20 protein-coding genes, 1 tRNA gene and 1 riboswitch are annotated in these 23363 nt (G+C 73.3%); of the genes, 16 read left to right on the top strand and 5 right to left on the bottom strand.

All coding sequences use genetic code 11. From position 1 onward, the window contains the following. The 4 genes from BGP79_RS11095 to gcvH all read left to right on the top strand — a co-directional run. Positions 1–155 (top strand): integrase core domain-containing protein (locus tag BGP79_RS11095; RefSeq protein ID WP_143588400.1); only part of this gene is annotated, 155 nt, incomplete at its 5' end. Positions 156–271: 116 nt separating this feature from the next. Continuing rightward, positions 272–363, top strand: a riboswitch (glycine riboswitch). A 156-nt stretch (positions 364–519) separates the two neighbouring features. After that, entirely contained in the window at positions 520–3381 is a 2862-nt protein-coding gene (gene gcvP / locus BGP79_RS11100) for an aminomethyl-transferring glycine dehydrogenase (protein ID WP_076695531.1), read from the top strand. A gap of 58 nt (positions 3382–3439) precedes the next feature. After that, entirely contained in the window at positions 3440–4603 is a 1164-nt protein-coding gene (gene gcvT, locus BGP79_RS11105) for a glycine cleavage system aminomethyltransferase GcvT (protein WP_076695533.1), read from the top strand. A 41-nt stretch (positions 4604–4644) separates the two neighbouring features. Beyond that, positions 4645–5028 (top strand): glycine cleavage system protein GcvH, encoded by a 384-nt coding sequence (gene gcvH / locus BGP79_RS11110; protein WP_076695535.1) that lies wholly within the window; start codon positions 4645–4647, stop codon positions 5026–5028. A gap of 95 nt (positions 5029–5123) precedes the next feature. On the opposite strand, the gene ligD is transcribed toward gcvH, so the two are convergent. From ligD to upp, 3 genes are all read right to left on the bottom strand, one after another. Then, complete coding sequence (ligD, locus tag BGP79_RS11115) at positions 5124–6107, bottom strand: non-homologous end-joining DNA ligase (RefSeq protein WP_076695537.1); 984 nt, start codon at positions 6105–6107, stop codon at positions 5124–5126. A 111-nt stretch (positions 6108–6218) separates the two neighbouring features. Continuing rightward, positions 6219–7754: an ATP-dependent DNA ligase gene (locus BGP79_RS11120; protein WP_076695539.1), complete on the bottom strand. Its 1536-nt coding sequence runs from the start codon at positions 7752–7754 to the stop codon at positions 6219–6221. A 151-nt stretch (positions 7755–7905) separates the two neighbouring features. Beyond that, positions 7906–8544: a uracil phosphoribosyltransferase gene (gene upp / locus BGP79_RS11125; RefSeq protein ID WP_076695541.1), complete on the bottom strand. Its 639-nt coding sequence runs from the start codon at positions 8542–8544 to the stop codon at positions 7906–7908. A 33-nt stretch (positions 8545–8577) separates the two neighbouring features. On the opposite strand from upp, the gene tadA reads away from it, so the two are divergent. From tadA to BGP79_RS11185, 12 genes are all read left to right on the top strand, one after another. Beyond that, positions 8578–9060 carry a tRNA adenosine(34) deaminase TadA gene (gene tadA, locus BGP79_RS11130; protein WP_076695543.1) on the top strand — a complete coding sequence of 161 codons (483 nt, stop codon included), beginning with the start codon at positions 8578–8580 and terminating at the stop codon, positions 9058–9060. A 52-nt stretch (positions 9061–9112) separates the two neighbouring features. Next, a tRNA-Ser gene (locus BGP79_RS11135) sits at positions 9113–9202 on the top strand. A gap of 197 nt (positions 9203–9399) precedes the next feature. Next, on the top strand, positions 9400–10431 hold the full coding sequence (locus tag BGP79_RS11140; protein WP_076695545.1) for an aldo/keto reductase: 1032 nt from the start codon (positions 9400–9402) through the stop codon (positions 10429–10431). Continuing rightward, positions 10428–11204 (top strand): histidine phosphatase family protein, encoded by a 777-nt coding sequence (locus tag BGP79_RS11145; RefSeq protein ID WP_076695547.1) that lies wholly within the window; start codon positions 10428–10430, stop codon positions 11202–11204. Before BGP79_RS11140 ends, BGP79_RS11145 begins: the two co-directional genes overlap by 4 nt. Beyond that, the gene (locus tag BGP79_RS11150; protein WP_076695549.1) at positions 11188–12039 is read left to right on the top strand and encodes an ADP/ATP-dependent (S)-NAD(P)H-hydrate dehydratase; all 852 of its coding nucleotides are present in this window, start codon (positions 11188–11190) and stop codon (positions 12037–12039) included. The genes BGP79_RS11145 and BGP79_RS11150 overlap by 17 nt, the downstream gene beginning before the upstream one ends. 85 nt (positions 12040–12124) lie before the next feature. Next, complete coding sequence (locus tag BGP79_RS11155) at positions 12125–12619, top strand: GNAT family N-acetyltransferase (protein WP_076695551.1); 495 nt, start codon at positions 12125–12127, stop codon at positions 12617–12619. Between the two features lie 82 nt (positions 12620–12701). After that, positions 12702–13448, top strand: a complete 747-nt coding sequence (locus BGP79_RS11160; RefSeq protein ID WP_143588401.1) for a DUF4232 domain-containing protein — start codon at positions 12702–12704, stop codon at positions 13446–13448. 59 nt (positions 13449–13507) lie between these two features. Further along, entirely contained in the window at positions 13508–18514 is a 5007-nt protein-coding gene (locus tag BGP79_RS11165) for a DEAD/DEAH box helicase (RefSeq protein WP_233121438.1), read from the top strand. Beyond that, positions 18507–19331, top strand: a complete 825-nt coding sequence (locus tag BGP79_RS11170) for a DNA-formamidopyrimidine glycosylase family protein (protein WP_076695557.1) — start codon at positions 18507–18509, stop codon at positions 19329–19331. The genes BGP79_RS11165 and BGP79_RS11170 overlap by 8 nt, the downstream gene beginning before the upstream one ends. A gap of 116 nt (positions 19332–19447) precedes the next feature. Next, positions 19448–20374 (top strand): pseudouridine synthase, encoded by a 927-nt coding sequence (locus tag BGP79_RS11175; RefSeq protein ID WP_076695559.1) that lies wholly within the window; start codon positions 19448–19450, stop codon positions 20372–20374. Between the two features lie 37 nt (positions 20375–20411). Next, on the top strand, positions 20412–21050 hold the full coding sequence (locus BGP79_RS11180) for a DedA family protein (protein ID WP_076695561.1): 639 nt from the start codon (positions 20412–20414) through the stop codon (positions 21048–21050). An 85-nt stretch (positions 21051–21135) separates the two neighbouring features. After that, positions 21136–22050: a TspO/MBR family protein gene (locus BGP79_RS11185; RefSeq protein ID WP_233121441.1), complete on the top strand. Its 915-nt coding sequence runs from the start codon at positions 21136–21138 to the stop codon at positions 22048–22050. Here the strand turns inward: BGP79_RS11185 and BGP79_RS11190 are convergent. Together BGP79_RS11190 and BGP79_RS11195 are read right to left on the bottom strand one after the other, a co-directional pair. Beyond that, positions 22013–22579, bottom strand: coding sequence for an SRPBCC domain-containing protein (locus BGP79_RS11190; RefSeq protein WP_076695563.1), 567 nt, complete (start codon positions 22577–22579; stop codon positions 22013–22015). The genes BGP79_RS11185 and BGP79_RS11190 overlap by 38 nt on opposite strands. Continuing rightward, positions 22576–23349, bottom strand: a complete 774-nt coding sequence (locus BGP79_RS11195; protein ID WP_076695565.1) for an SDR family NAD(P)-dependent oxidoreductase — start codon at positions 23347–23349, stop codon at positions 22576–22578. Before BGP79_RS11195 ends, BGP79_RS11190 begins: the two co-directional genes overlap by 4 nt. Positions 23350–23363 lie beyond the last annotated feature (14 nt).

Consider the following 23363-nt stretch of genomic DNA (forward strand, 5'->3'; position numbering starts at 1 on the left):
GGGCCTACGCCCGCTTCTACCCCACCGAAACCGAACGACGAGAAGCCCTACCGGGCTGGCTCCACTTCTACAATCACCATCGACCCCACACCGCAACCGGAGGCCAACCACCCATCACCCGACTGACCAACCTCCCTGAACACCACATCTATTGACGAGCTGGCAGGGTCTCGGGATGGCGGGGCCGCGTTCATCCCGCCGAAACACCCGGTCGAGTATCCTGATGTGACGCAGGACGCCCCGCCGCCAACGGGTGTCGTCCGGCAGGCTGTGATCCGCGGCGGGAGAGTCCCGCATCCGTGGGCGCCGAAGGAGCAATTTCCTCCCCGGGAATCTCTCAGGCACCTGTACCGCCGTGGCGAGCCACCTCTGGAAAGCAGCCCCCACGGGCTCACCGACGGTGCAAGCCGGCCCAGGTCGATCATCCTGGGCCCGGCGGAATCTCTCAGGTCCGATACAGAGCGGGGAGGGACCCGTCCGTACCGGCACGCGCCGGCTGACCGACCTCCGGAGTTCCTCATGATCTCGTCCACCCCCACGGCCTTCGTCGACCGCCACATCGGCGCCCGTCGCGACGAGCACGTCAAGCACATGCTCAACGCCATCGATCTCGACTCGGTCGAGGCGCTGGCCGCGATCGCCGTCCCCGACAGCATCAAGCAGGACCAGCCGCTCGAGCTCGGTGCCGCCCTGAGCGAGTCCGACGCCCTCGCCGCCCTCCGCGCGCTGGCGAGCAAGAACGTCCAGCGGGTGCAGATGATCGGGCAGGGCTACTACGACACCGTCACCCCGCCGGTGATCCGCCGCACCATCGTCGAGAACCCCGCCTGGTACACCGCCTACACGCCGTACCAGCCCGAGATCTCCCAGGGCCGGCTCGAGGCGCTGCTGAACTTCCAGACCGCGGTCGCCGATCTGACCGGGCTGCCCATCGCCAACGCCTCCCTCCTCGACGAGGCCACCGCCGTCGCCGAGGCCGTGCTGCTGATGCGCCGGGCGAACAAGAACAAGGACGCGAAGAACGGCATCACGGTCCTCGACGCCGACCTGTTCCCGCAGACCATCGCCGTCGTCACCGGCCGCGCGAAGGCGCTCGGCTTCGACGCCGTCGTCGCCGACCTCTCCGCCGGCCTGCCCGAGGGCCCGATCAACGGCATCGTGCTGCAGCAGCCCGGCGCCTCCGGCCGCGTCGAGATCGCCACCGAGCTGATCGCCGCCGCGAAGGAGCGGGGCGCGATGGTCACCGTCGCCGCGGACCTGCTCGCCCTGACCCTGATCACCTCCCCCGGGGAGCAGGGCGCCGACATCGCCGTCGGGTCCGCCCAGCGCTTCGGCGTCCCGCTGTTCTACGGCGGCCCGCACGCCGCGTTCATCGCCGTCCACCGGGGCCTGGAGCGGCAGCTGCCCGGCCGGCTGGTGGGCGTCTCGAAGGACGACGCCGGCACGCCCGCCTACCGCCTCGCCCTGCAGACCCGCGAGCAGCACATCCGCCGCGAGAAGGCGACGTCGAACATCTGCACCGCACAGGCGCTGCTCGCCATCGTCGCCGGCATGTACGCGGTCTACCACGGCCCCGAGGGGCTCAAGGCGATCGCCGAGCGCGTGCACGGCCACGCCCGCGAGATGGCCACCGCGCTCCGGCAGGCCGGAGTGACGGTCGCCCACACGAGCTTCTTCGACACCATCACCGCGTCCGTGCCGGGTCAGGCCGACGAGGTCATCGCCGCGGCCGAGCGCGAGGGTGTCAACCTGCGCCGCGTCGACGCGGACACCGTCGGCATCTCCTGCGACGAGCTGACCATCGGCAAGCACGTCGTCGTCGTCGCCCGCGCGTTCGGCGCGGAGCTGGACGCCGCCCCCGCGCCCGACGCAGCGTTCGCGCTGCCGGCCGCGGCGCGCCGGTCCAGCGACTACCTGACGCACCCGGTGTTCCACACCTACCGCTCCGAGACGCAGATGATGCGCTACCTGCGCCGCCTCTCCGACCGGGACCTGGCGCTGGACCGCACCATGATCCCGCTCGGCTCCTGCACCATGAAGCTGAACGCGACCGTCGAGATGGAGGCCATCACGTGGCCCGAATTCGCCGGCATCCACCCGTTCGCCCCGGACAGCCAGACCGCCGGCTGGCGCGAGCTGATCGGCGAGCTGGAGGCGGATCTCGCGACCATCACCGGGTACGACCGGGTGTCCATCCAGCCCAATGCCGGCTCGCAGGGCGAGCTCGCCGGGCTGCTGGCGATCCGCGGGTACCACGTCAGCCGCGGTGACGACCAGCGCACCGTGTGCCTGATCCCCGCCTCGGCGCACGGCACCAACGCCGCCTCCGCGGTCCTCGCCGGCCTGAAGGTCGTCGTCGTCGCCACCGCCGAGAACGGCGAGATCGAGCACGACGACCTGGCCGCGAAGATCGAGGCGAACCGGGACACGCTCGCCGCGATCATGATCACCTACCCCTCCACGCACGGCGTCTACGACGCCGACGTCCGCGAGGTGTGCGACGCCGTGCACGAGGCCGGCGGGCAGGTGTACATCGACGGCGCGAACATGAACGCCCTCGTCGGCCTCGCCCGGCCGGGCCGGTTCGGCGGCGACGTCTCCCACCTGAACCTGCACAAGACGTTCTGCATCCCCCACGGCGGCGGCGGCCCCGGCGTCGGCCCGGTGGCGGTGCGCGAACACCTCGCGCCGTTCCTGCCCGGGGACGCGGCGACGTGGAACGTCGGCGACGACGGCGTCGGCATCCCGGTGTCCGCCTCGCTCTACGGCTCGGCCGGCGTGCTGCCGATCTCCTGGGCGTACATCAAGCTCATGGGCGGCGACGGACTGACCGAGGCGACGACGTCGGCGCTGCTCGCGGCCAACTACGTGGCCCGGCGCCTGAACGAGCACTTCCCCGTGCTCTACACGGGCGAGGCCGGCCTGGTGGCCCACGAGTGCATCCTCGACCTGCGGGAGCTGACCGCGCGCACCGGCGTCACCGCCGAGGACGTGGCAAAGCGGCTGATCGACTTCGGCTTCCACGCGCCGACGCTCTCGTTCCCGGTGGCCGGCACCCTGATGGTGGAGCCGACCGAGTCGGAGGACCTGGCCGAGCTGGACCGGTTCGTCGACGCGATGGTCGCCATCCGCGCCGAGATCGACGCGGTGGCCGAGGGCACCGTGGCCGTCGCCGAGTCCCCGCTGCGCCGCGCCCCGCACACCGCGGCCGCCGTCGTCACCAGCGACTGGGATCGTCCCTACACCCGCGAGCAGGCCGCCTTCCCCGGCGCGACCCGCACGCAGGACAAGTACTTCGCTCCGGTCGGCCGCATCGACGGCGCCGGCGGGGACCGCAACCTGGTCTGCGCCTGCCCGCCGCTGAGCGCGTTCGAGAACTGACGTTCTCGAACCGCTGCCTCGACCCCTCACGCCGACCCTTCTCCGACGGAGTACTCCCATGACCGAGACCACCACCGTTCCCACCCAGCGCTTCACCGCGCTGTACGGCATCCACGCCGAGCTCGGCGCCTCCTTCACCGACTTCGGCGGCTGGCAGATGCCGCTGAAGTACGGCTCGGAGCTCGCCGAGCACCGGGCGGTCCGCTCCACCGCGGGCCTGTTCGATCTCTCCCACATGGGCGAGATCCAGGTGCACGGGCCGCGCGCCGGCGCGTTCCTCGACCACGCGCTGGTGGGGAAGCTGTCCGCGGTCGCCGTCGGCAGGGCGAAGTACTCGCTGATCTGCGCCGAGGACGGCGGCATCATCGACGACCTGATCGTCTACCGGCTCGGCGAGGACGAGTACCTCGTCGTGCCGAACGCGGGCAACGCGGCCACCGTCGCGTCGGAATTGTCGACCCGGCTGGCCGGGTTCACGGGCATCGAGGCCGACGGTGTGACGCTGACCGACGTCTCGGCGCAGACCTCGCTGATCGCCGTCCAGGGCCCGAACGCGGAGGCCATCGTCCGCGCCGTCGTCCCGGCGGAGCAGGCGCAGGCCGTCACGGACCTGCGGTACTACGCGGCCGTGCGGGTCACCGCCGCGGGGGTGCCCGTGCTGCTGGCCCGCACCGGGTACACGGGTGAGGACGGGTTCGAGCTGTTCCTCGCGAACGACGACGCGGCCGGGCTGTGGGCCGCGCTCCGGACCGCCGGCGAGGACCAGGGACTCGTGCCGTGCGGCCTGGCGGCGCGGGACTCCCTGCGTTTGGAGGCCGGGATGCCGCTCTTCGGCAACGAGCTCTCCCGCGAGCGCACCCCGTTCGCGGCCGGCCTCGGCGGTATCGTCGCCCTGACGTCCAAGGAGGACGAGTTCGTCGGCCGCACCGCGCTGCAGGCGGCGAAGGACGCCGGCGAGGGCGTCACCTCCGGCCGGCGGCTGGTCGGGCTGAAGGGCCTCGGCCGCCGGTCCGCCCGCTCCCACTACGCGGTGCTGCAGGACGGCGCGCAGGTCGGCGAGGTCACCTCCGGCCAGCCCAGCCCCACCCTCGGGTATCCGGTCGCGATGGCCTACGTCGACGTCGCCCTGGCCGAACCGGGCACCCGCCTGGACGTGGACCTGCGCGGCAAGGCCGAACCGTTCGAGGTCGTCGCCCTGCCGTTCTACCGGCGCGCACAGTAGTCCTCCCCCGCCTTCCCCGCCCGCACGAACAGAGGAACCCCATGAGCACTGCTGTGCAGACCGGCCTGCGCTATTCCGAGGAACACGAGTGGATCGACACCGACGCGGCCCCCGCGAAGGTGGGCGTCTCGAAGGTCGCCGCCGACGCGCTCGGTGACGTCGTCTACGTCGACCTGCCCGAGGTGGGCGCCACCGTGACCGCGGGCGAGACCTGCGGCGAGATCGAGTCCACCAAGAGCGTCTCCGACCTCTACTCCCCCGTCACCGGCACGGTCACGACCGTCAACGACGACGTCGCCGACAACCCCGCCCTGGTCAACGAGGACCCGTACGGCGCCGGCTGGCTCTTCACCGTCGAGGTGGAGACGGAGGGCCCGCTGCTGTCGGCCGAGGAGTACGCGCAGAAGAACGACGTGACGCTGTAGTCCGTCTGTTCCGGCGCGCCCAAGCCGGTGACGCCGTCGCCTTTCGGGCGGCCCGTCACCGGCCTGTCTCGTTCCCGGGGCCGCTCCTCCGGCCGTCAGGGCTTTGCGCCCTCCTCGGGTTCCGGCGGGGTCTCCTTGCCGGCGGCCTCGTCGCGGTCCGCCCACTCCAGCAGCGGGGCGATGTCGAAGACGGCGTCGTCGATGCCCTCGTGCAGATCGCCGAGCTCGGCGAACCGGGCCGGCATCGTCGCGATGGTGAAGTCGCCCGGCTCGGCGTCGTCGATCTCGTCCCAGCGCAGCGGCGCCGAGACCGTGCCGACGTCGTTGCCGCGCACCGAGTAGGCGCACGCGATCGTGTGGTCGCGGGCGTTCTGGTTGAAGTCGACGAAGACCGCGGACGGGTCGCGGTCCTTGCGCCACCAGGTCGTCGTCACGTCCTCGGGCAACCGCCGCTCGACCTCCCGGGCGAACGCGAGGGCACCGCGGCGGACGTCGCCGAACCCGTGCTCGGGCGCGATCCGGACGTAGACGTGCAGGCCGTCCCCGCCGCTGGTCTTGGGCCAGCCGGTGGCGCCGAGCTCGTCGAGGATCTCGTGCGCGACGTGCGCGGTCTTCCGCACGTCCGCCCAGGTCGCGTCCGGCATCGGGTCGATGTCGATGCGCCATTCGTCGGGCTTCTCGGTGTCCGCGCGGCGGCTGTTCCACGGGTGGAACTCGACGGTGCTCATCTGCACGGCCCAGACGACGTCGGCCAGCTTCGTCACGCACAGCTCGTCGGCGTGCAGGTTCCAGCGCGGGAAGTGCAGGCGCACGGTCTCCACCCACGGCGGGGCACCCCGCGGCAGCCGCTTCTGGTGCACCTTCTTCCCGGCCGCGCCGTCGGGGAACCGGTGCAGCATGCACGGGCGGTCCCGCAGCGCACGCACGATGCCGGGCCCGACGCTGCGGTAGTACGCCGCCAGGTCCCGCTTGGTCTCCCCGCGCGCGGCGAAGTAGATCCGGTCGGGGCTGGAGAGCCGGACGTCGAACCCGTCCACGTCGAGCACCACCGGATCGCCGAAATCGCCTCTGCTGGACATGTCCCCACGCTCCGTCACCGCAGGCCAGCTCGTCAATAGGTGTCCCATCCGGGCCGGCGCAACCGCTTGCGTCGACATCTATCGACGAGCTGGCCCCAGGTGGGGCGGGTGCTACTCCCGGAGCAGGGATCGCAGCGTGCCGATGGTGTCGGCGTCCCCCGGCTGCTTGTCCTCGCGGTACCGCTTCACCCGGGCGAAGCGCAGCGCGACTCCGCCGGTGTAGCGGGTCGAGGACTGCACGCCGTCGATGGCGATCTCGACGACCGTGACGGGCTCGACGTACACGGTCTGCGCCGTGCGGCGGGTCTCGATCGCCTGGAACCGTTCGGTCTGCCAGCGCAGCAACTCGTCGGTCAGCCCCTTGAACGTCTTGCCGACCATCACGTACCCGCCCGGCTCGCCGAACTCCCCGTCCGGGTCCAGCGCTCCCAGGTGCAGGTTGGACAGCCACCCCTCCCGCCGGCCGGATCCCCATTCGCAGGCCAGGACGACGAGGTCGTAGGTGTGCACCGGTTTGACCTTGATCCAGCTCGACCCGCGCCGGCCGGCGGCGTAGGGCGAATCGATCGCCTTGACCACGACGCCTTCCTGTCCGGCGGCGAGCGCGTCGGCAGCGACCTGCTCGGCGGTCGCGGCGTCGTCCGTGACGGTCCCGGGCACCCGGAGCTCCGGGGCGATGCGCTGCAGTTCGGCGATCCGGACGGACAGCGGTTCGTCGAGCAGATCGCGCCCGTCCACGTGCAGGACGTCGAAGAACCACGGCGTCAGCACCGTCTCGCGCGCCGTCGCGGAGTCGGCCATCGTGCCGAAGCGCGACATCGTCTGCTGGAACGGTCGGGGCGCACCGGCCTCGTCGAGGGCCAGGGTCTCGCCGTCGAGGATGACGTCGCGCACGGGCAGCGCCCGGACGGCGTCGACCACGTCGGGCAGCCGGTCCGTCACCTCGGCCAGACTCCGGGTGAAGACGTGCACGTCGTCGCCGGCGCGGTGCACCTGGATGCGGGCGCCGTCGAGCTTGTACTCCACGGACGCCTCCGCCGTCGTGGTCAGCGCGTCGGTCGGGGTGGCCGCGGTCGCGGCGAGCATGGGCAGCACCGGGCGGCCGACGACGAGCCCGACGGCGGCGAGCGCCTCCTCGCCGTCGGTGAGCGCGAGGCGGGCGGTGCCGCCGAGGTCGCCGGAGAGCATCACGGCGCGCCGCACGAGGGCCGCCGGGTGGCCGGAGGCGGCGACGATCGCATCGGTGAGCACGCCCTCCAGCGCTCCGGTACGGACCTCGCCGAGCAGGACGCGGGCGATGAAGTCCTGCTCGCCGGCCGTCGCCCGCGTCATCAGGCCGGCCAGGTCGCGGGCGCGGACCGCGTCGGAGCCGGAGCCCGTCGTCGTCAGCAACCGGTCGAGGAAGGCGTCGAGGTCGGCGACCGTCAACGTCGATGCGGCGGCGGGATCGCCCGTGATCGCGCCGATGCTGCGGTAGCCGACCCCGACCCGGCCCTGCCGTGGCCGGCCGATCAGGAAGCCGACGGCGGGCGCGACGTCGTCGGGCTCCAGACGGCGGAGCAGGTCCGCGAGCGCGTCGACCTTGGCCAGGCGGGAGCGGGTGGCGGTGACGGTCGCGGCGGTGGTGACGAGGTCATCGAGGAGCACGCGCTCAGTCTGTCACCGGCCCCCGACGGAACCACCGGCGGCGGCGCCCAACCCACGCCAGCTCGTCAATAGATGTCGACGCAAGCGGTTGCGAGCGCCTCGATGGAGCATCTATTGACGAGCTGGCGAAGAGGGAACGGGGAGGGACGTGTCAGTCGACGACGCCGTAGAGGCGGTCGCCGGCGTCCCCGAGGCCCGGCACGATGTAGCCGTTCTCGTCGAGCTTCTCGTCGATCGAGGCGAGCACGATGGTGACCCGGTCGTTGTCGCCGAGCTTCTCCTCGAGCGCGGCCAGACCCTCGGGCGCGGCCAGGAGGCAGATGCAGGTGACGTCCTCCGCGCCGCGGGCGAAGAGGAAGTTGATCGCCTCGCGCAGGGTGCCGCCGGTGGCGAGCATCGGGTCGAGGACGAACACCTGGCGGCCGGTCAGGTCGTCGGGCAGGCGCTCGGCGTAGGTCACGGCCTCGAGGGTCTGCTCGTTGCGGGCCATGCCGAGGAAGCCGACCTCGGCGGTGGGCACCAGCCGCGTCATGCCCTCGAGCATGCCGAGGCCCGCGCGCAGGATCGGCACGACGAGCGGGGTCGGCTTGTCCAGCCCGGTGCCCGTGGTGGTCGCGACGGGCGTGGTCACCTCAACGTCGTGCACCCGGACGTTGCGCGTGGCCTCGTAGGCCAGCAGCGTCACCAGTTCCTCGGTCAGCTGCCGGAAGACCGGCGAGTTGGTGCTCTGGTCGCGGAGCACCGAGAGTTTGTGGGCGACGAGGGGGTGGTCGACGAGGCTGACGCGCATGGTGCCCAAACTATCAGCGGGCACAATGGCCTCATGCCGCTGCCCGCCCCCTCTCACGTCGCACGTGAGCGCCATGACGCGTGGATGGGGTTGGCCCTGACGGAGGCGGCCGCGGCCCTGGCGCACGACGACGTGCCGATCGGCGCCGTCGTCGTCGGTCCGGACGGCACCGTACTCGGCGCGGGCCACAACCGGCGGGAGGCCGACGCCGACCCGACCGCCCACGCCGAGGTGCTCGCGATCCGTGCGGCGGCGGCGCGGCTCGGCCGCTGGCGGCTGGAGGACTGCACCCTCGTCGTCACCCTGGAGCCGTGCGCGATGTGCGCCGGGGCCACCGTGCTCGCGCGCATCCCCCGCGTCGTCTTCGGGGCCTGGGACGATAAGGCGGGCGCCGCCGGATCCGTGTTCGAGGTGCTGCGCGAGCGCCGATTGAACCACTGGGTGGAGGTCTACCCCCGGGTCCGGGAGCAGGAGTGCGCCGCCCTGCTGCGGGACTTCTTCGCCGCGCACCGGTGAGACCCGCGCCGATTCGTCTCCGGAGCCGCCCAGCCGGTACAGTGTCCGGGTTGGTGACGTGTCCGAGCGGCCGAAGGTGCAACACTCGAAATGTTGTTTGGTGTCAAAGCCAACGTGGGTTCAAATCCCACCGTCACCGCCATCTGATGCGACGCATCTGCGAAGGGCTCCGACCACACGGTCGGGGCCCTTCGTGCGTTCCCGAGGAGGTGCCTCTCCGGCGACGGAGCCCCCCGCCCCGTTGTGACCCAGATGACACGGTATAGCGTGGGAGGAGTGTCGTGACCTGAGGAAGGCCGGGTGCGGCCACCATCGATCGGACCCTCGAAGGGACATCTCATGGAATACCGCACACTCGGGAGCAGCGGCGCCGTCGTCTCCTCCTACGCCCTCGGCACCATGACCTTCGGGGCGGAGGCCGACGTCGAGACGTCGCACGCCCTTCTCGACGTCTTCGTCGACGGCGGCGGCACCTTCATCGACACCGCCGACGTCTACACCCGCGGCACCTCCGAGGAGATCATCGGCGCCTGGTTCGCCGCCGACCACGCCCGCCGGGACCGCGTCGTCCTCGCCACCAAGGGCCGCTTCCCGATGGGCGAGGGCCCGAACGACCTCGGCACCTCCCGACGGCACCTGCGCCGGGCGCTCGAGGACTCGCTGCGCCGGCTCCAGGTCGACCACATCGACCTGTACCAGATGCACGCCTGGGACCCGATCACCCCGCTCGAGGAGACCCTGCAGTTCCTCGACGACGCCGTCACCGCCGGGCACATCGGCTACTACGGCTTCTCCAACTACACCGGCTGGCAGCTGACGAAGGCCGTCCACGTGGCGAAGGCGCACGGCTGGCACCCGCCGGTCACCCTGCAGCCGCAGTACAACCTGCTCGTGCGCGGCATCGAGGCGGAGATCGTGCCCGCGGCGCTCGACGCCGGCATCGGCCTGCTGCCCTGGTCGCCGCTGGCCGGCGGCTGGCTGACCGGCAAGTACCAGCGGGACACCGCGCCGACCGGTACCAGCCGCCTGGGCGAGAACCCGAAGCGCGGCATGGAGGCGTACGAGGCGCGCAACGCGGACGAGCGCACGTGGCGGGTCATCGACGCCGTCACCGGCATCGCGAAGGACCACGACGTCAGCCCCGCCCAGGTGGCGCTCGCCTGGCTCGCCGCCGCCCCGGCGGTCACCTCCGTCATCCTCGGCGCCCGCTCCCTCGAGCAGCTGCACGACAACCTCGGGGCCGCGGACCTGGTGCTGACCGAGGACGACCTGGGCGTGCTGACCGCCGCGAGCGATCCCACGTGGCCCGACTACCCGTACGGCGTCCCCGGCCAGGAGCAGCGCGCCCGGAAGATCGAGGGCGGGCGGTGACCGTGCCGTCCCGGGTGCGGCGGCTGATCCTGGCGCGGCACGGCGAGAGCGAGGCGAACCGGGCGGTCGCCGAGGCCGACGCCGCCGGCGCCGACCGGATCGCCGTGCCGGCCCGGGACGCCGACGTCGAGCTCTCCCCGACCGGCCGGGAGCAGGCCGAGGCGCTGGGACACCACCTCGCGTCCGGAGATCAGGCAACGGACGACGCGGCCTTCACGCCCGACGCGATCTGGGTCTCGCCCTACGTGCGGGCGCGGCAGACCACCGCGATCGCGCTGGACACCGCGGGCCTGGACCTGACGCCGCGGGTCGACGAGCGGCTCCGGGACCGGGAGCTGGGCATCCTCGACGCCCTGACCGGCCGGGGCGTGCGCTCCCTGTACCCGGACGAGGCGGACCGCCGGCAGTACCTCGGCAAGTTCTACTACCGGGCGCCCGGCGGGGAGTCCTGGGCGGACGTCGCCCTGAGGATCCGGTCCGTGCTGGCCGACGTCGAGGCGACGGACGCCGAGACCGTGATGATCGTGTGCCACGACGCCGTGATCTCGCTCATCCGCTACGTGTGCGAGCGGATCGAGGAGGCGGACCTGCTCGAGGACGCCCGCGTGAACCCGATGCCGAACGCGGCCGTGACCGTGCTGGAGCGCGTCGACGACGGCTCCGGCACCGGCCCGGACTGGCGGGCCGTCCTCGTCAACGACGTCGCCCACCTCGAGCGGCACGACGCCGCCGTCACCCGGCACAGCGGAGAGTCCGATGACACGACGCCCTGACCCCGTCACCCCGCGTCTGCTGCGACGCCACCCGCTGCCGACGGCGAGCGGAGGCAAGCGCCAGCGCGGGTCCGTCCTCGTGGTCGGCGGTTCCCGCCGGACCCCGGGCGCCGCCGCGCTCACCGGCCTCGCCGCCCTGCGCGTCGGCGCCGGACGGCTGACCCTGGCGATGGCCGCGTCGGTCTCCCCCGTCGTCGCCGTCTCCTTCCCCGAGGCCGGCGTCGTGGGACTGCCCGAGGACGACGACGGCTCGGTCCTGGGCGACTGCGCCGACACCCTGCTCGAGGAGGACGCCGACGCGATCGTCATCGGCCCCGGCCTGACCGACATCGACCAGACGACGATCATGCTGCAGGGGCTGCTGCCCCGGCTCTCATCGGACACCGCCGTCGCCCTCGACGCCTTTGCGCTCGGTGCCCTCGCGAACCACCCCGAGCTCGCCGAACCCGTCGCCGGCCGCCTGCTGCTCACCCCGAACTCGACGGAGGTCGAGCTGCTGCTCGGCCGGGAGCCGAAGGACGACGCGACCGGCGCCCGGGAGACGGCGGAGAAGTTCGGTGCGGTCGTGTGCGCCGGCGGCATCGTCGCCGGTCCCGACGGCCTGGTCGAGGTGCGCGCCGGCGGTCCGGGCCTGGGCACCTCCGGCAGCGGCGACGTGCTCGTCGGCGCGGCCGCCGGCCTGCTCGCCCGGGGCGCCTCACCGCAGACCGCCGGGATGTGGGCCACCTGGCTGCACAATTCCGCCGGCGAGCGGATCGCCCGTGAGGTCGGCCCGATCGGCTTCCTCGCCCGTGAGCTGGCCGACGGCCTCCAGCACCAGCTGTCCGCGATCTGACCCGGGTCCGGGTCCCGGCGGCGGACCCGGACGGTTCAGACCATCGGCGCATCGTCGGCGGACACGACCGAGACGGAGGAGAGGCATGGCCGACGGACCGCACATCTACCACCCGGAGTCCCGGCACATCCCCGAGCTGGCGGACCTGATGGCCGGCTGGAAGCCGGGCAAGACGGCGTCGCTGGGTCCGCAGACCCCGAACCTGCCGGTCACGGTCGCGGAACTGGACGGCCGACTGGTCGGCTTCCTCACCGGCCACCACCGGTTCCGTGACTGGAACGCCCTCGTCGACCTGCGGCACCTCGCCGGCACGGACGGATCCTGGCTCGCCGAACTGTTCGTGCACCGCGAGCGCCGTCGCACCGGGATCGGCGCGGCCCTGGTGCGTCACTTCGTCGGCGAGTCCATCGCGGCGGGATGCAGCGCCGTCGTGGTCCGCCCCGATGCGAGCGACACCGTCGAGGAGCAGGAGGTACGGAAGGCCTTCTTCCTCGAGCTGGGATTCCGGCCGCTGCACCTCGACCCCACGATCCGCTTCCTCCCCGACTGGCTGATGGGCCGGCCCAACGATCTCGGCTGACGGCCCTCCGACCTGCATGAACATCCGATAACGACACGCGCCGGTCGTTGACCCGGGTATGCCGGACCAGAACACTGGACCCATGACATCGAAGAAGTCGACGTCCGCGGTGGTTCTGGGGATCACCGCGGTCGCCCTGGCTCTGAGCGCGTGCGCCCCCAGCTCCACCACCGGCACCGCCGCCTCCTCCGACAGCGCGGGAGCCTCCGTCAGCGCATCCTCGGCGTCCGCGGCACCGGTCTCCGTCAGCGGGTCCTCGTCCGCGGCACCGGCGTCCACGACCGCGCCGAGCTCACCGTCGGCGTCCGCGTCCGCGTCGCCCTCCCCCTCGGCCTCCGCCTCGTCCGCCCCGGCGAGCAGCGGGTCCACCGCCGCCCCGTCGACCCCGTCCGCCGGCGACCTGCCGCTGTGCACGGCGTCCCGGCTCTCCGGCTCCGCTGCGGCCCTGCCCGGCGGCGGTGCCGCCGGCAGCATCTACGCCGGCGTGACGGTGAAGAACACCTCGGACGCCGCCTGCAAGCTCGCCGGCTACCCGGGGGTCTCGTTCGTCGGCGGCGGTACCGGTGAGCAGGTCGGCGTGCCCGCCCAGCGGGACACGTCCCAGGCGCCCGTGGCGATCACGCTGAAGCCCGGTCAGAGTGCGCAGGCCCGCCTGCAGATCACCCGCGCGGAGAACTACGGGCAGGTGTGCAACCTCCAGCCGGCCGACGGTTTCCGCGTCTTCCCGCCGAGCGCCACCGACGCCCTGTTCCTGCCGTACACCGCCAACGCCTGCGGCAACCCGAAGATCGTCCTGCTGCACGTCGGCGCGTTCCAGCCCGTCCGCTGATCCGTCCCCCGTCCACCCCGCCGGCGAGTTCTGTCGGTGGCGGGGTGGATGATGGATCCGTGGACGTCCTCGACCGGTTCAGCCCCGCGACCAGCACCTGGTTCCGCGGTGCCTTCCCGGCGCCCACGGCCGCCCAGGAGGGCGCCTGGGACGCGATCTCCGGCGGCCAGCACGCGCTCGTCGTCGCTCCCACCGGCTCCGGCAAGACGCTCGCCGCCTTCCTCTGGGCCCTCGACTCGTTCCTCGGCCGCACCGGCGACGCCCCGCGGAGCACGCCTGCGGCCGGCGGGTCCGGCGGGTCCGACGACGACGGTCGCACCGGCACCCGCGTCCTGTACATCTCCCCGCTGAAGGCCCTCGGCGTCGACGTCGAGCGGAACCTGCGGGCGCCCCTGATCGGCATCACGCAGACGGCGCGCGGCCGCGGTGAGACCCCGCCGGAGATCAGCGTGGGGGTGCGCAGCGGCGACACGACGGCCGCGGACCGCCGGCAGCTGCTCTCCCACCCGCCGGACATCCTCATCACCACCCCCGAGTCGCTGTACCTGATGCTCACCTCCCGGGCGAAGGACACGCTGACCGACGTGCACACGGTGATCATCGACGAGGTGCACGCCGTCGCGGGCACCAAGCGCGGCGCCCACCTCGCACTGACCCTCGAACGCCTCGACGCGCTGCTCGACCGGCCCGCGCAGCGGATCGGCCTGTCCGCGACCGTGCAACCGCGCGAGACCGTCGCCCGGTTCCTCGGAGGCAACGCCCCCGTCACGATCGTCGCGCCACCGTCCGGCAAGTCCTGGGACCTCACGGTCACCGTTCCCGTCGAGGACATGACGGAACTCGGGCCCGCCCCGGTGATGGAGGGATCCTCCGCCGGCACGACGCCGCAGGCCTCCATCTGGCCGCACGTGGAGGAGAAGGTCGTCGACCTGATCGAGGCGAACCGGTCGACCATCGTCTTCGCCAACTCCCGGCGCCTCGCCGAACGGCTCACCGCCCGGCTGAACGAGATCCACGCGGACCGCCAGCTCGCCGCGCAGGCCGAGGAGGAGGTGTGGGCCACCGGCACGGACGGCGAGCCCCTGCCCGAACGGGCCGCCGGACGCACGCAGGAGCGCGCGCAGGGCGGCACCCGCACCGCCACGGCGCCGCCGGCCCAGGTGATGGCCCAGGCCGGGTCGACGTCCGGCGCCGAACCCGTGCTCGCCCGGGCGCACCACGGCTCGGTCAGCAAGGACCAGCGGGCACTGATCGAGGACGACCTGAAGTCCGGCCGGCTGCGCTGCGTCGTCGCCACCAGCTCCCTGGAACTGGGCATCGACATGGGCGCCGTGGACCTGGTCGTCCAGGTCGAGTCACCGCCGTCGGTGGCCAGCGGTCTGCAGCGCGTCGGCCGCGCCGGGCACCAGGTCGGTGAGATCTCCCGCGGCGTGCTGTTCCCCAAGCACCGGGGCGATCTCGTCAACAGCGCCGTCACGGTGGAGCGGATGGTCGCGGGTGCGATCGAGTCCCTGACCATCCCGGCCAACCCGCTGGACATCCTCGCGCAGCAGACGGTGGCGGCCTCCGCGCTCGGCACCATCGACGTCGAGGAGTGGTTCGACACCGTCCGCCGCAGCGCCCCCTTCGCCACGCTGCCGCGCTCCGCGTTCGACGCGACCCTGGACCTGCTCGCCGGCCGCTACCCGTCGGACGAGTTCGCCGAGCTGCGGCCGCGCATCGTCTGGGATCGCACCGAGGGCACCATCACGGGCCGGCCCGGCGCGCAGCGGCTCGCCGTCACGAGCGGTGGCACCATCCCCGACCGGGGGCTCTTCGGCGTCTTCATCGTCGGCGAGGAGGCGGGGAAGAACCCGCGCCGCGTCGGCGAACTGGACGAGGAGATGGTGTACGAGTCCCGCGTCGGCGACGTGTTCGCCCTCGGGGCCACCAGCTGGCGGATCGAGGACATCACCTACGACCGGGTGCTCGTCTCCCCTGCATTCGGCCAGCCCGGCAAGGTGCCCTTCTGGAAGGGCGACTCACTCGGACGCCCGGTGGAGCTCGGCCGCGCCCTCGGCGCGTTCGTCCGGGAGCTGTCCGCGGCCCCCGAGGAGGAGGCGCGCGCCCGGCTGACGGCCAACGGCCTGGACACGTGGGCGTGCGACAACCTGCTGGCCTACCTCGGGGAGCAGAAGGAGGCCACCGGCCAGGTCCCCGACGACCGCACCCTCGTCGTCGAACGGTTCCACGACGAGCTCGGCGACTGGCGGATCGTGCTGCACTCCCCCTTCGGGATGCCCGTGCATGCGCCGTGGGCCCTCGCCGTGGGCGCCCGGCTGCAGGAGCGGTACGGCCTCGACGGCGCCGCGATGGCCAGCGACGACGGGATCGTCCTCCGGGTGCCGATGATGGAGGACGACCCGCCCGGGGCCGAGCTGTTCCTCTTCGAGGAGGACGAGCTCGACGGGCTGATCACCGCCGAGGTGGGCGGCTCCGCCCTGTTCGCGTCCCGCTTCCGGGAGTGCGCCGCCCGCGCGCTGCTGCTGCCCCGCCGCAACCCCGGCAAACGCTCCCCGCTGTGGCAGCAGCGGCAGCGCTCCGCCCAGCTGCTCGACGTCGCCCGCAAGTACCCGACGTTCCCGATCATCCTCGAGACCGTGCGCGAGGTGCTGCAGGACGTGTACGACGTCCCGGCCCTGAAGGCGCTCAGCGCGCAGGTCGCCCGCCGGGAGCTGCGGATGATGGAGGTGACCTCCCAGCAGCCGTCCCCGTTCGCGCGGTCGCTGCTGTTCGGTTACATCGCCGGGTTCCTGTACGAGGGCGACAGCCCGCTGGCCGAGCGCCGCGCCGCCGCCCTGTCGCTGGACCCGACCCTGCTGAACGAGCTGCTGGGCCGGGCCGAACTGCGCGAGCTGCTCGATCCGGGGGTGATCGAGCAGACCGAGGCGCAGCTGCAGCACGTCGCCCCCGGGTGGCGCATGCGCGGCGCGGAAGGGGTCGCGGACCTGCTGCGGCTGCTCGGTCCGCTGACCGCCGAGGAGCTCGCCGCTCGCACCGAGGACCCCGCCGCGACGGCCGGGAGCGCTCCCGCCGGCAGCGCCGCATCGGACGTCGCCGCCCTGGCGAACTCCGCCCCGGCGTCCGGTGCCGACCCGTCCGAGGACGCCGAGCCGGAATCCGCCCCGACGCCGACCGCGCCGGTCGCCACCGTCACGGCGTGGGCGGACGAGCTGGTCCGCGCCAACCGCGCCCTCGCGGTGACCATCGCCGGGGTCGCCCGCTACGCGGCCGTCGAGGACGCCGCCCGGCTCCGGGACGCCGCGGGCGTGCCGCTGCCGATGGGCGTGCCCACCGCCTTCATCGAACCGGTGCCGGATCCGCTCGGCGACCTGGTCGGGCGCTTCGCGCGCACCCACGGCCCGTTCCTCGCCGCGGAGGCCGCGCAGCGCCTCGGCCTCGGCGTCGCCGTCGTCGCCACCGCCCTCGCCCGGCTTGCCACCGAGGGCCGGGTGGCCGAGGGCGAGTTCCGGCCGTCCTCCCTGCAGCCCACCGGCTCGGCCGGAGTCACCGAGTGGTGCGACGTCGAGGTGCTCCGACGCATCCGCCGCCGCTCGCTCGCGGCACTGCGGCACGACATCGAACCGGTCACCCCCGCGGTGTACGCCCGGTTCCTGCCCGCCTGGCAGCACATCGGCCCGGACCGCGGGAGCCTGCGCGGCCTGGACGGGGTGCTCACCGTGGTGGACCAGCTCGCCGGGGTGCCCGTGCCCGCGAGCGCGTGGGAGCCGCTGGTGCTCGCCGGCCGGGTCTCCGACTACGCCCCCGCGATGCTCGACGAGCTGATGGCCACCGGCGACGTGCTGGTCAGCGGTGCCGGGGAACTGGCCGGCAACGACGGGTGGCTGAGCCTGCACCTGGCGGAGTCGGCCGACCTCACCCTCACCCGGCAGCCCCTGTTCGTCCCCACCGGGCTGCAGCAGGCCATCATCGACTTCCTCACCCGGGGCGGCGCCTGGTTCTTCCGGCAGCTCGCCGACGCCGTGCGCGGAGCCGCGGGCGCCGTCGTCGCCCCGGACGCGTCCGACGGCGCGTCCCCGGAGACGGGCGCCGGCCGTCCCGCGACCGACGACGAGGTCGCCGCCGCGCTGTGGGGGCTCGTGTGGGCCGGGGTCGTCGGCAACGACACCTACGCCCCCGTCCGGTCCCTGCTGGCCGGCGGTCACACCGCGCACACCGCCAAACGCACTCCGGCGCGTGCCCGCACGAGCGGCGGTCGCTTCGGGCGAGCCCGGCTCTCGGGCCACCGACCGGGCCGCGACGGCCTGGCTGCCGTCGGACGGGACTCGTCGCTGGGCCGGGGCCCGGACCTGCGCTCCTCGGCGATCCGCAACCAGACGTCCCGCCCCTCGGCCCTGCCGACGACCGCCGGCCGGTGGTCGCTGCTGCCCGAGTCGTCGCTGGACGCGACGGTGCAGGCCCACGCCATGGCCGAGCTGCTGATGGACCGCTACGGCGTGCTCACACGCGGCTCGGTGGCGGTCGAGGGCACGCCCGGCGGCTTCGGCACCGTCTACAAGGTGCTCAGCCGGCTGGAGGAGATGGGCCAGGCCCGGCGCGGCTACTTCATCGACGGCCTCGGCGCGGCCCAGTTCTCGGTGCCCGCCACGGTCGACCGGCTCCGCTCCTTCTCCGAGGAGACCGAGGTGTCGCGGCGCGACCCGGTGGCCCTCTGCCTGGCGGCCACCGACCCGGCCAACCCCTACGGCTCGGCCCTGGCCTGGCCGTCCCTGGAGGGCACCGGCCACCGGCCCGGGCGGAAGGCCGGGGCGCTCGTCGCGCTCGTCGACGGCGTGCTCGTGCTGTACGTCGAACGCGGCGGCAAGACCCTGCTGGTGTTCGACGAGGACCCTGACGTCCTGGCGCTGGCCGCGCAGGCGCTGGTCGGCGTCGTCCGCCGCGGGGCGGTGGACAAGCTCGCCATCGAGAAGGTCAACAGCCGGTCCGTGCTGGACACCCCGACCGGGTCCGCCCTGGCCGGCGCCGGCTTCTACTCCACACCGAGAGGGTTGAGGATCCGTGCCTGAGGGGGACACCGTGTGGCGCAGTGCCCGCAACCTGAACCGGGCGCTGGCCGGTCAGGTGATCACGCGCTGCGACCTGCGGGTGCCGTCCGTCGCGACCGTCGACCTGACCGGGCAGACCGTGCACGAGATCGTCTCCCGCGGCAAGCACCTGCTGATGCGGATCGGCGAGAGCACCGTCCATTCCCACCTGAAGATGGAGGGCTCCTGGCACCTCTACCCCGTCGACGGGCGGTGGCGGCGGCCGGCGTACTCGGCCCGCGCGGTGCTCGGGACGGAGTCGGCCACGATCGTCGGCTTCTCCCTCGGCAAGCTCGAGGTCTTCCCCACCGCGGAGGAGGAGGACCACGTCGGCTATCTCGGTCCGGACCTGCTCGGGGCCGACTGGGACGCCGACGAGGCGCTCGCGCGGCTCCGGTCCCGGCCCGAGCGCACGATCGGGCAGGCCCTGCTGGACCAGCGCAACCTCGCCGGCATCGGCAACATCTACCGCTGCGAGGTGTGCTTCCTCACCGGCGTTCACCCGCTCACCGCCGTGGCCGACGTCAAGGACCTGCCCCGAGTGGTCGACCGCGCGTACCGGCTGCTGCAGCTGAACCGGGAGAGCGCGGTGGCCATCGTCACCACCGGCAACACCCGGCGCGGTGAGGAGAACTGGGTGTACGGGCGGGCGGGGCGGCCCTGCCGGCGCTGCCGGACGCCCATCGTCCGCGCCGAGGTGGGCAACACGGAGCTGGACGTGCGGGAGTACTACTTCTGCCCGCGGTGCCAGCCGGTCCCGGAGCACCCCGGCGACGCCGTGGTGCCGGCCACCGACTGAACCACCGACCGAACCACCGACCGGGCGGCGGCCGGGTTACACGACCCACGCCGGGCCCGCGCCGAGCGCCGGCACCCGCCGGCTCGACCGCCGGGCCCACCTAGACTGGATCGGTGATGTCCTCGCCGCTGCCCGTGCGCAACGGCGTCAACGCCACCCGGGTGCGACTGCCGGACGACGGCCCCTGGGCGACGGCCCTGGACTACCTGCTGGACCGGTGGGGGCACGTGGACCCGGACGGCATCCGCGCCCGCTTCGACGCCGGGGAGGTCGCGGCCCTCGACGGGACCCGCCTCACCGCCGCGACACCGCTGAGCGAGCACACCTTCATCTGGTACTACCGGGACCTGCCCACCGAGACCCCGATCCCGTTCGACGTCGACATCCTCCACGAGGACGACCACCTCCTCGTCGCCGACAAGCCCCACTTCCTGCCCACCACTCCCGGCGGCGGCTACGTCAGCGAATCGGCGCTGGTCCGGCTGCGGGTCCGCACCGGCATCGACGACCTCACCCCGGTGCACCGGCTGGACCGGATGACCGCGGGCGTCGTGCTGTTCGCCAAGGACCCCGCCACCCGCGGCCGCTACCAGGTGCTGTTCGAGCGGCGGCAGGTGCGCAAGGAGTACGAGGCCCTCGCCCGGGTGCGGGACGACCTCGAGCTGCCGGTCACCGTGCGCAGCCGCCTCGAGAAGTCCCGCAGCTACCTGCTCGCCCGCGAGGTGCCCGGCGAGCCCAACGCGGAGACCGTCGTCGAGCTGGCCGAGGTGCTCGACCGCAACACCCTCGCCGGTAGTGCCCTCGAGAGCGAAGCGGTCGGTCGCTACCGCCTGCTGCCCCACACGGGCAAGACCCACCAGCTGCGCGTGCACATGGCGTCGCTCGGTCTGGGCATCCTCGGGGACCGGTACTACCCGGTGCTGCAGGACGAGGCACCGGACGACCACGAACGGCCGCTGCGCCTGCTCGCCCGGTCGATCGCGTTCACCGATCCGATCACCGGCCGCGACGTCACCTGGACCAGCCGACGCACCCTGATCTGACGACCGGCACCCAGCGAACGGCCCTATAGTCGTCACCGTGGATCCGGGTGTGCTGGCGTCGTTCCTGCCGGTGCTGTACCCGGCGATCCTCGTGGCGGTCGCCCTGGATGCGTTCATCCCGCCGCTGCCCGCCGAGATCCTCACCATCACCGCCGGGGCGATGAGCGCGCACGGCGATGCGAACCTCCCGCTGGCGTGGCTGGCGGCCTTCCTCGGCTGCTGGGCCGGGGATCTCGCCGTCTACCTGCTGTTCCGCCGCGAACTGACCGGGCTGCTCGTGCGGTGGCGCTGGGGTCGGGCCGTGCAGCGGCAACTGGACGCGGCGATCGTCCGCGCGGGCCGGTCCGCGACCGACGCCGCCCTGATCGCCGTCCGCTTCCTGCCCGGCGGCCGTACCGCGTCGATGGCCGCCGCCGGCCTCAGCGGCGTCCCCCCGCGCCGGGTCGTGCTGCTCGACGGCGTCGGCTCCGCCCTGTGGGCACTCTGGACGGTCGGGCTCGGCTTCGTCACCGGCAGCACCGCGGACCTGCCCACCTGGGCCGGGGCGGCGCTCGGCAGCGTCATCGGCCTGACCAGCGGCGCCCTGATCGCGGGCGTCCTCGCCTGGCGGGCCCGGCACCGCCGGCACGACGGCGTGCGGCCCGACGCCGACGAGCGGGACGCCGAACAGCGCTGAGACGAGGCCGGCGGCGCCGAACAGACCCGCCGATACCGGTCCGCCCGACGAGACGCGGGATGCCGCCCGCCGATACGCTCGTCCCATGAGCTCGACGCCGGACCGGTACGCCTCCACCCAGGTCGACCCGGGCCGCCGCCCGGGCCGCACCGGACGCCGGTCGGACTTGACCCGCCAGATGGTGGTGCTCGTCTGTCTCGTCCTCGCGCTGGTCGGCTCGGCCTTCGGATCCGGGGCCTTCGGCGGGACCGGCATCCAGAACGCCGCCAGCGGCGCGCTCGGCCCGGACGCCACCCTGCTCGCTCCCGCACGCCCCGCCTTCGCCATCTGGAGTGTCATCTACCTGGGTCTGCTGCTGTACGCCGTCTGGCAGGCGCTCCCCCGGCACCGCAGGGATCCCCGGCAGCGCGACACCGGGTACGCGGCCGCGGTGTCGATGCTGCTCAACGCCGCATGGATCCTCGTCGCCCAGGCCGGCTGGCTGCCCCTGACCGTCCCGGTGATCGTGGCCCTGCTGGTGACGCTGATCGTCCTCTACCGGCGGCTGGTGACCGGGCCGGACCCCCGGGCCGTCGAGGCCGTCCTCGTCGACGGCACCTTCGGGCTGTACCTCGGCTGGGTCAGCGTCGCGACGACCGCGAACATCACGGCCGCCCTCGCCGGCCCGCTCGCGCCCGTGGGCGTGGACCTCGACGGGGGCGCCGTCTGGTGGGCGATCCTCGTCCTCGCGGTGGTCGCCGTCGTCGGCGCCGGCCTCGCCCTGGCCGGTGACGGCCGCGTCGCCCCAGCCCTCGCCCTCGGCTGGGGCCTGGCCTGGATCGCCGTCTCGCGGCTGGACGGCGCGCTGCGGTCGACGCCGACGGCCGTCACCGCGATCGCGGCAGTGGTGCTCATCGTCGGCTGGACGGCGATCGTCCGGACGCTGATCTCCCGGCGCCGTCGGCCCGGCTCGACCGGCCCCGTCAACCCGACAGCAGCTGACTCTCGTACCGGGCGTTGAGCCGCTCCCAGAGCGGGTACCAGTCGTCCCACCAGGTCTCCCACCGCACCGGGTGACCGTCCAGGGCGTCGTGCAGGTGCTCCAGGTGCAGGTGCCAGCCGGCCATCACCGTCGCCACCTCCAGCGGCGCGAGCGCCACCTCGTCCGTGAAGCGCAGCCGGGCTCCGCCGTCGTTCGCGGCGGCGAGGTCGAACGTCAGCCGCCCGTGCTCGCTGTTGGTGATCGCGAACACCGCGTCCTCATGGGCGGTGAGCACGGTGCCCTCCCACCAGGGCAGCGGGTCGGGCCGGCCGTTGAGCCAGTGCAGGTCGAAGGTCGCCCCCTCGCGAGCCTCCCCGCGCGCCTGCGCCCACCACCGGGCGGTGTAGGCGGGGTCGGAGACCATCCGCCACACCTCGTGCACGTCGTGCAGGTAGTCCCGCTCGAACTCGAGGCTGACCATGCCGCCCGGCCGCTCGGTCACCGTGCCGAGCGGGTGGCGGTTGACCAGGGGCTGCAGGCGCGAGACTCCTCCGTCGCCGGCACTCACCGCGGCGCCATCCGGATGGCACCGTCGAGGCGGATCGTCTCGCCGTTGAGCATCGCGTTGGCCACGATGTGCTCGACGAGCGCGGCGTACTCGGCCGGCTTGCCCAGCCGCGACGGGTGCGGCACCTGCGCGCCGAGGGAGTCCTGGGCGGCCTGCGGGAGGCCGGCCACCATCGGGGTCTCGAACACGCCGGGGGCGATGGTCATGACGCGCACGAGCGAGCGCGCGAATTCGCGGGCCAGCGGCAGGGTCATCGCGGCGACGCCGCCCTTGGACGCGGCGTAGGCCGGCTGTCCGATCTGTCCGTCGAACGCCGCGACGGAGGCGGTGTTGACGATGACGCCGCGTTCCGGGCCGAAGGGACCGTCGACGGGCTCGACCGCGGTCATCGCCTCGGCGGCGAGCCGGATCACGTTGAAGGTGCCGATCAGGTTGACCTGGATGACCCGGGTGAACCGCTCCAGCGGCAGCACGCCCTCCTTGCCGAGGACCTTGCCGGGGGTGCCGATGCCGGCGCAGTTGACGACGATGCGCAGCGGACCGAGTTCTCCGGCGGCGGCGACCGCGGCGGCGACCTGCGCCTCGTCGGTCACATCGGCGGCCACGAAGCGCGCCCGCTCCCCGAGCGCGGCGGCGGCCTCCTCCCCGCGCGAGGTCGGCAGGTCGACGAGGACGACGGAGGCGCCCGCGTCGTACAGGGTCTGCGCGGTCGCGGCGCCCAGGCCGGATGCACCACCCGTGATCAGCGCGACGGAACCCTCGATCTGCATGCCATCCCCTTCGA

This window comes from Tersicoccus sp. Bi-70 (genome assembly GCF_001968825.1).
Lineage (GTDB): Bacteria > Actinomycetota > Actinomycetes > Actinomycetales > Micrococcaceae > Tersicoccus.

Bases quoted from the DNA above. Each gene is read 5' to 3' on its own strand.
- gcvP (WP_076695531.1), top strand. From the start codon at position 520: ATGATCTCGTCCACCCCCACGGCCTTCGTCGACCGCCACATCGGCGCC.
- gcvT (WP_076695533.1), top strand. From the start codon at position 3,440: ATGACCGAGACCACCACCGTTCCCACCCAGCGCTTCACCGCGCTGTAC.
- gcvH (WP_076695535.1), top strand. From the start codon at position 4,645: ATGAGCACTGCTGTGCAGACCGGCCTGCGCTATTCCGAGGAACACGAG.
- ligD (WP_076695537.1), bottom strand. From the start codon at position 6,107: ATGTCCAGCAGAGGCGATTTCGGCGATCCGGTGGTGCTCGACGTGGAC.
- upp (WP_076695541.1), bottom strand. From the start codon at position 8,544: ATGCGCGTCAGCCTCGTCGACCACCCCCTCGTCGCCCACAAACTCTCG.
- tadA (WP_076695543.1), top strand. From the start codon at position 8,578: ATGCCGCTGCCCGCCCCCTCTCACGTCGCACGTGAGCGCCATGACGCG.
- BGP79_RS11140 (WP_076695545.1), top strand. From the start codon at position 9,400: ATGGAATACCGCACACTCGGGAGCAGCGGCGCCGTCGTCTCCTCCTAC.
- BGP79_RS11150 (WP_076695549.1), top strand. From the start codon at position 11,188: ATGACACGACGCCCTGACCCCGTCACCCCGCGTCTGCTGCGACGCCAC.
- BGP79_RS11155 (WP_076695551.1), top strand. From the start codon at position 12,125: ATGGCCGACGGACCGCACATCTACCACCCGGAGTCCCGGCACATCCCC.
- BGP79_RS11160 (WP_143588401.1), top strand. From the start codon at position 12,702: ATGACATCGAAGAAGTCGACGTCCGCGGTGGTTCTGGGGATCACCGCG.
- BGP79_RS11175 (WP_076695559.1), top strand. From the start codon at position 19,448: ATGTCCTCGCCGCTGCCCGTGCGCAACGGCGTCAACGCCACCCGGGTG.
- BGP79_RS11185 (WP_233121441.1), top strand. From the start codon at position 21,136: ATGAGCTCGACGCCGGACCGGTACGCCTCCACCCAGGTCGACCCGGGC.
- BGP79_RS11195 (WP_076695565.1), bottom strand. From the start codon at position 23,349: ATGCAGATCGAGGGTTCCGTCGCGCTGATCACGGGTGGTGCATCCGGC.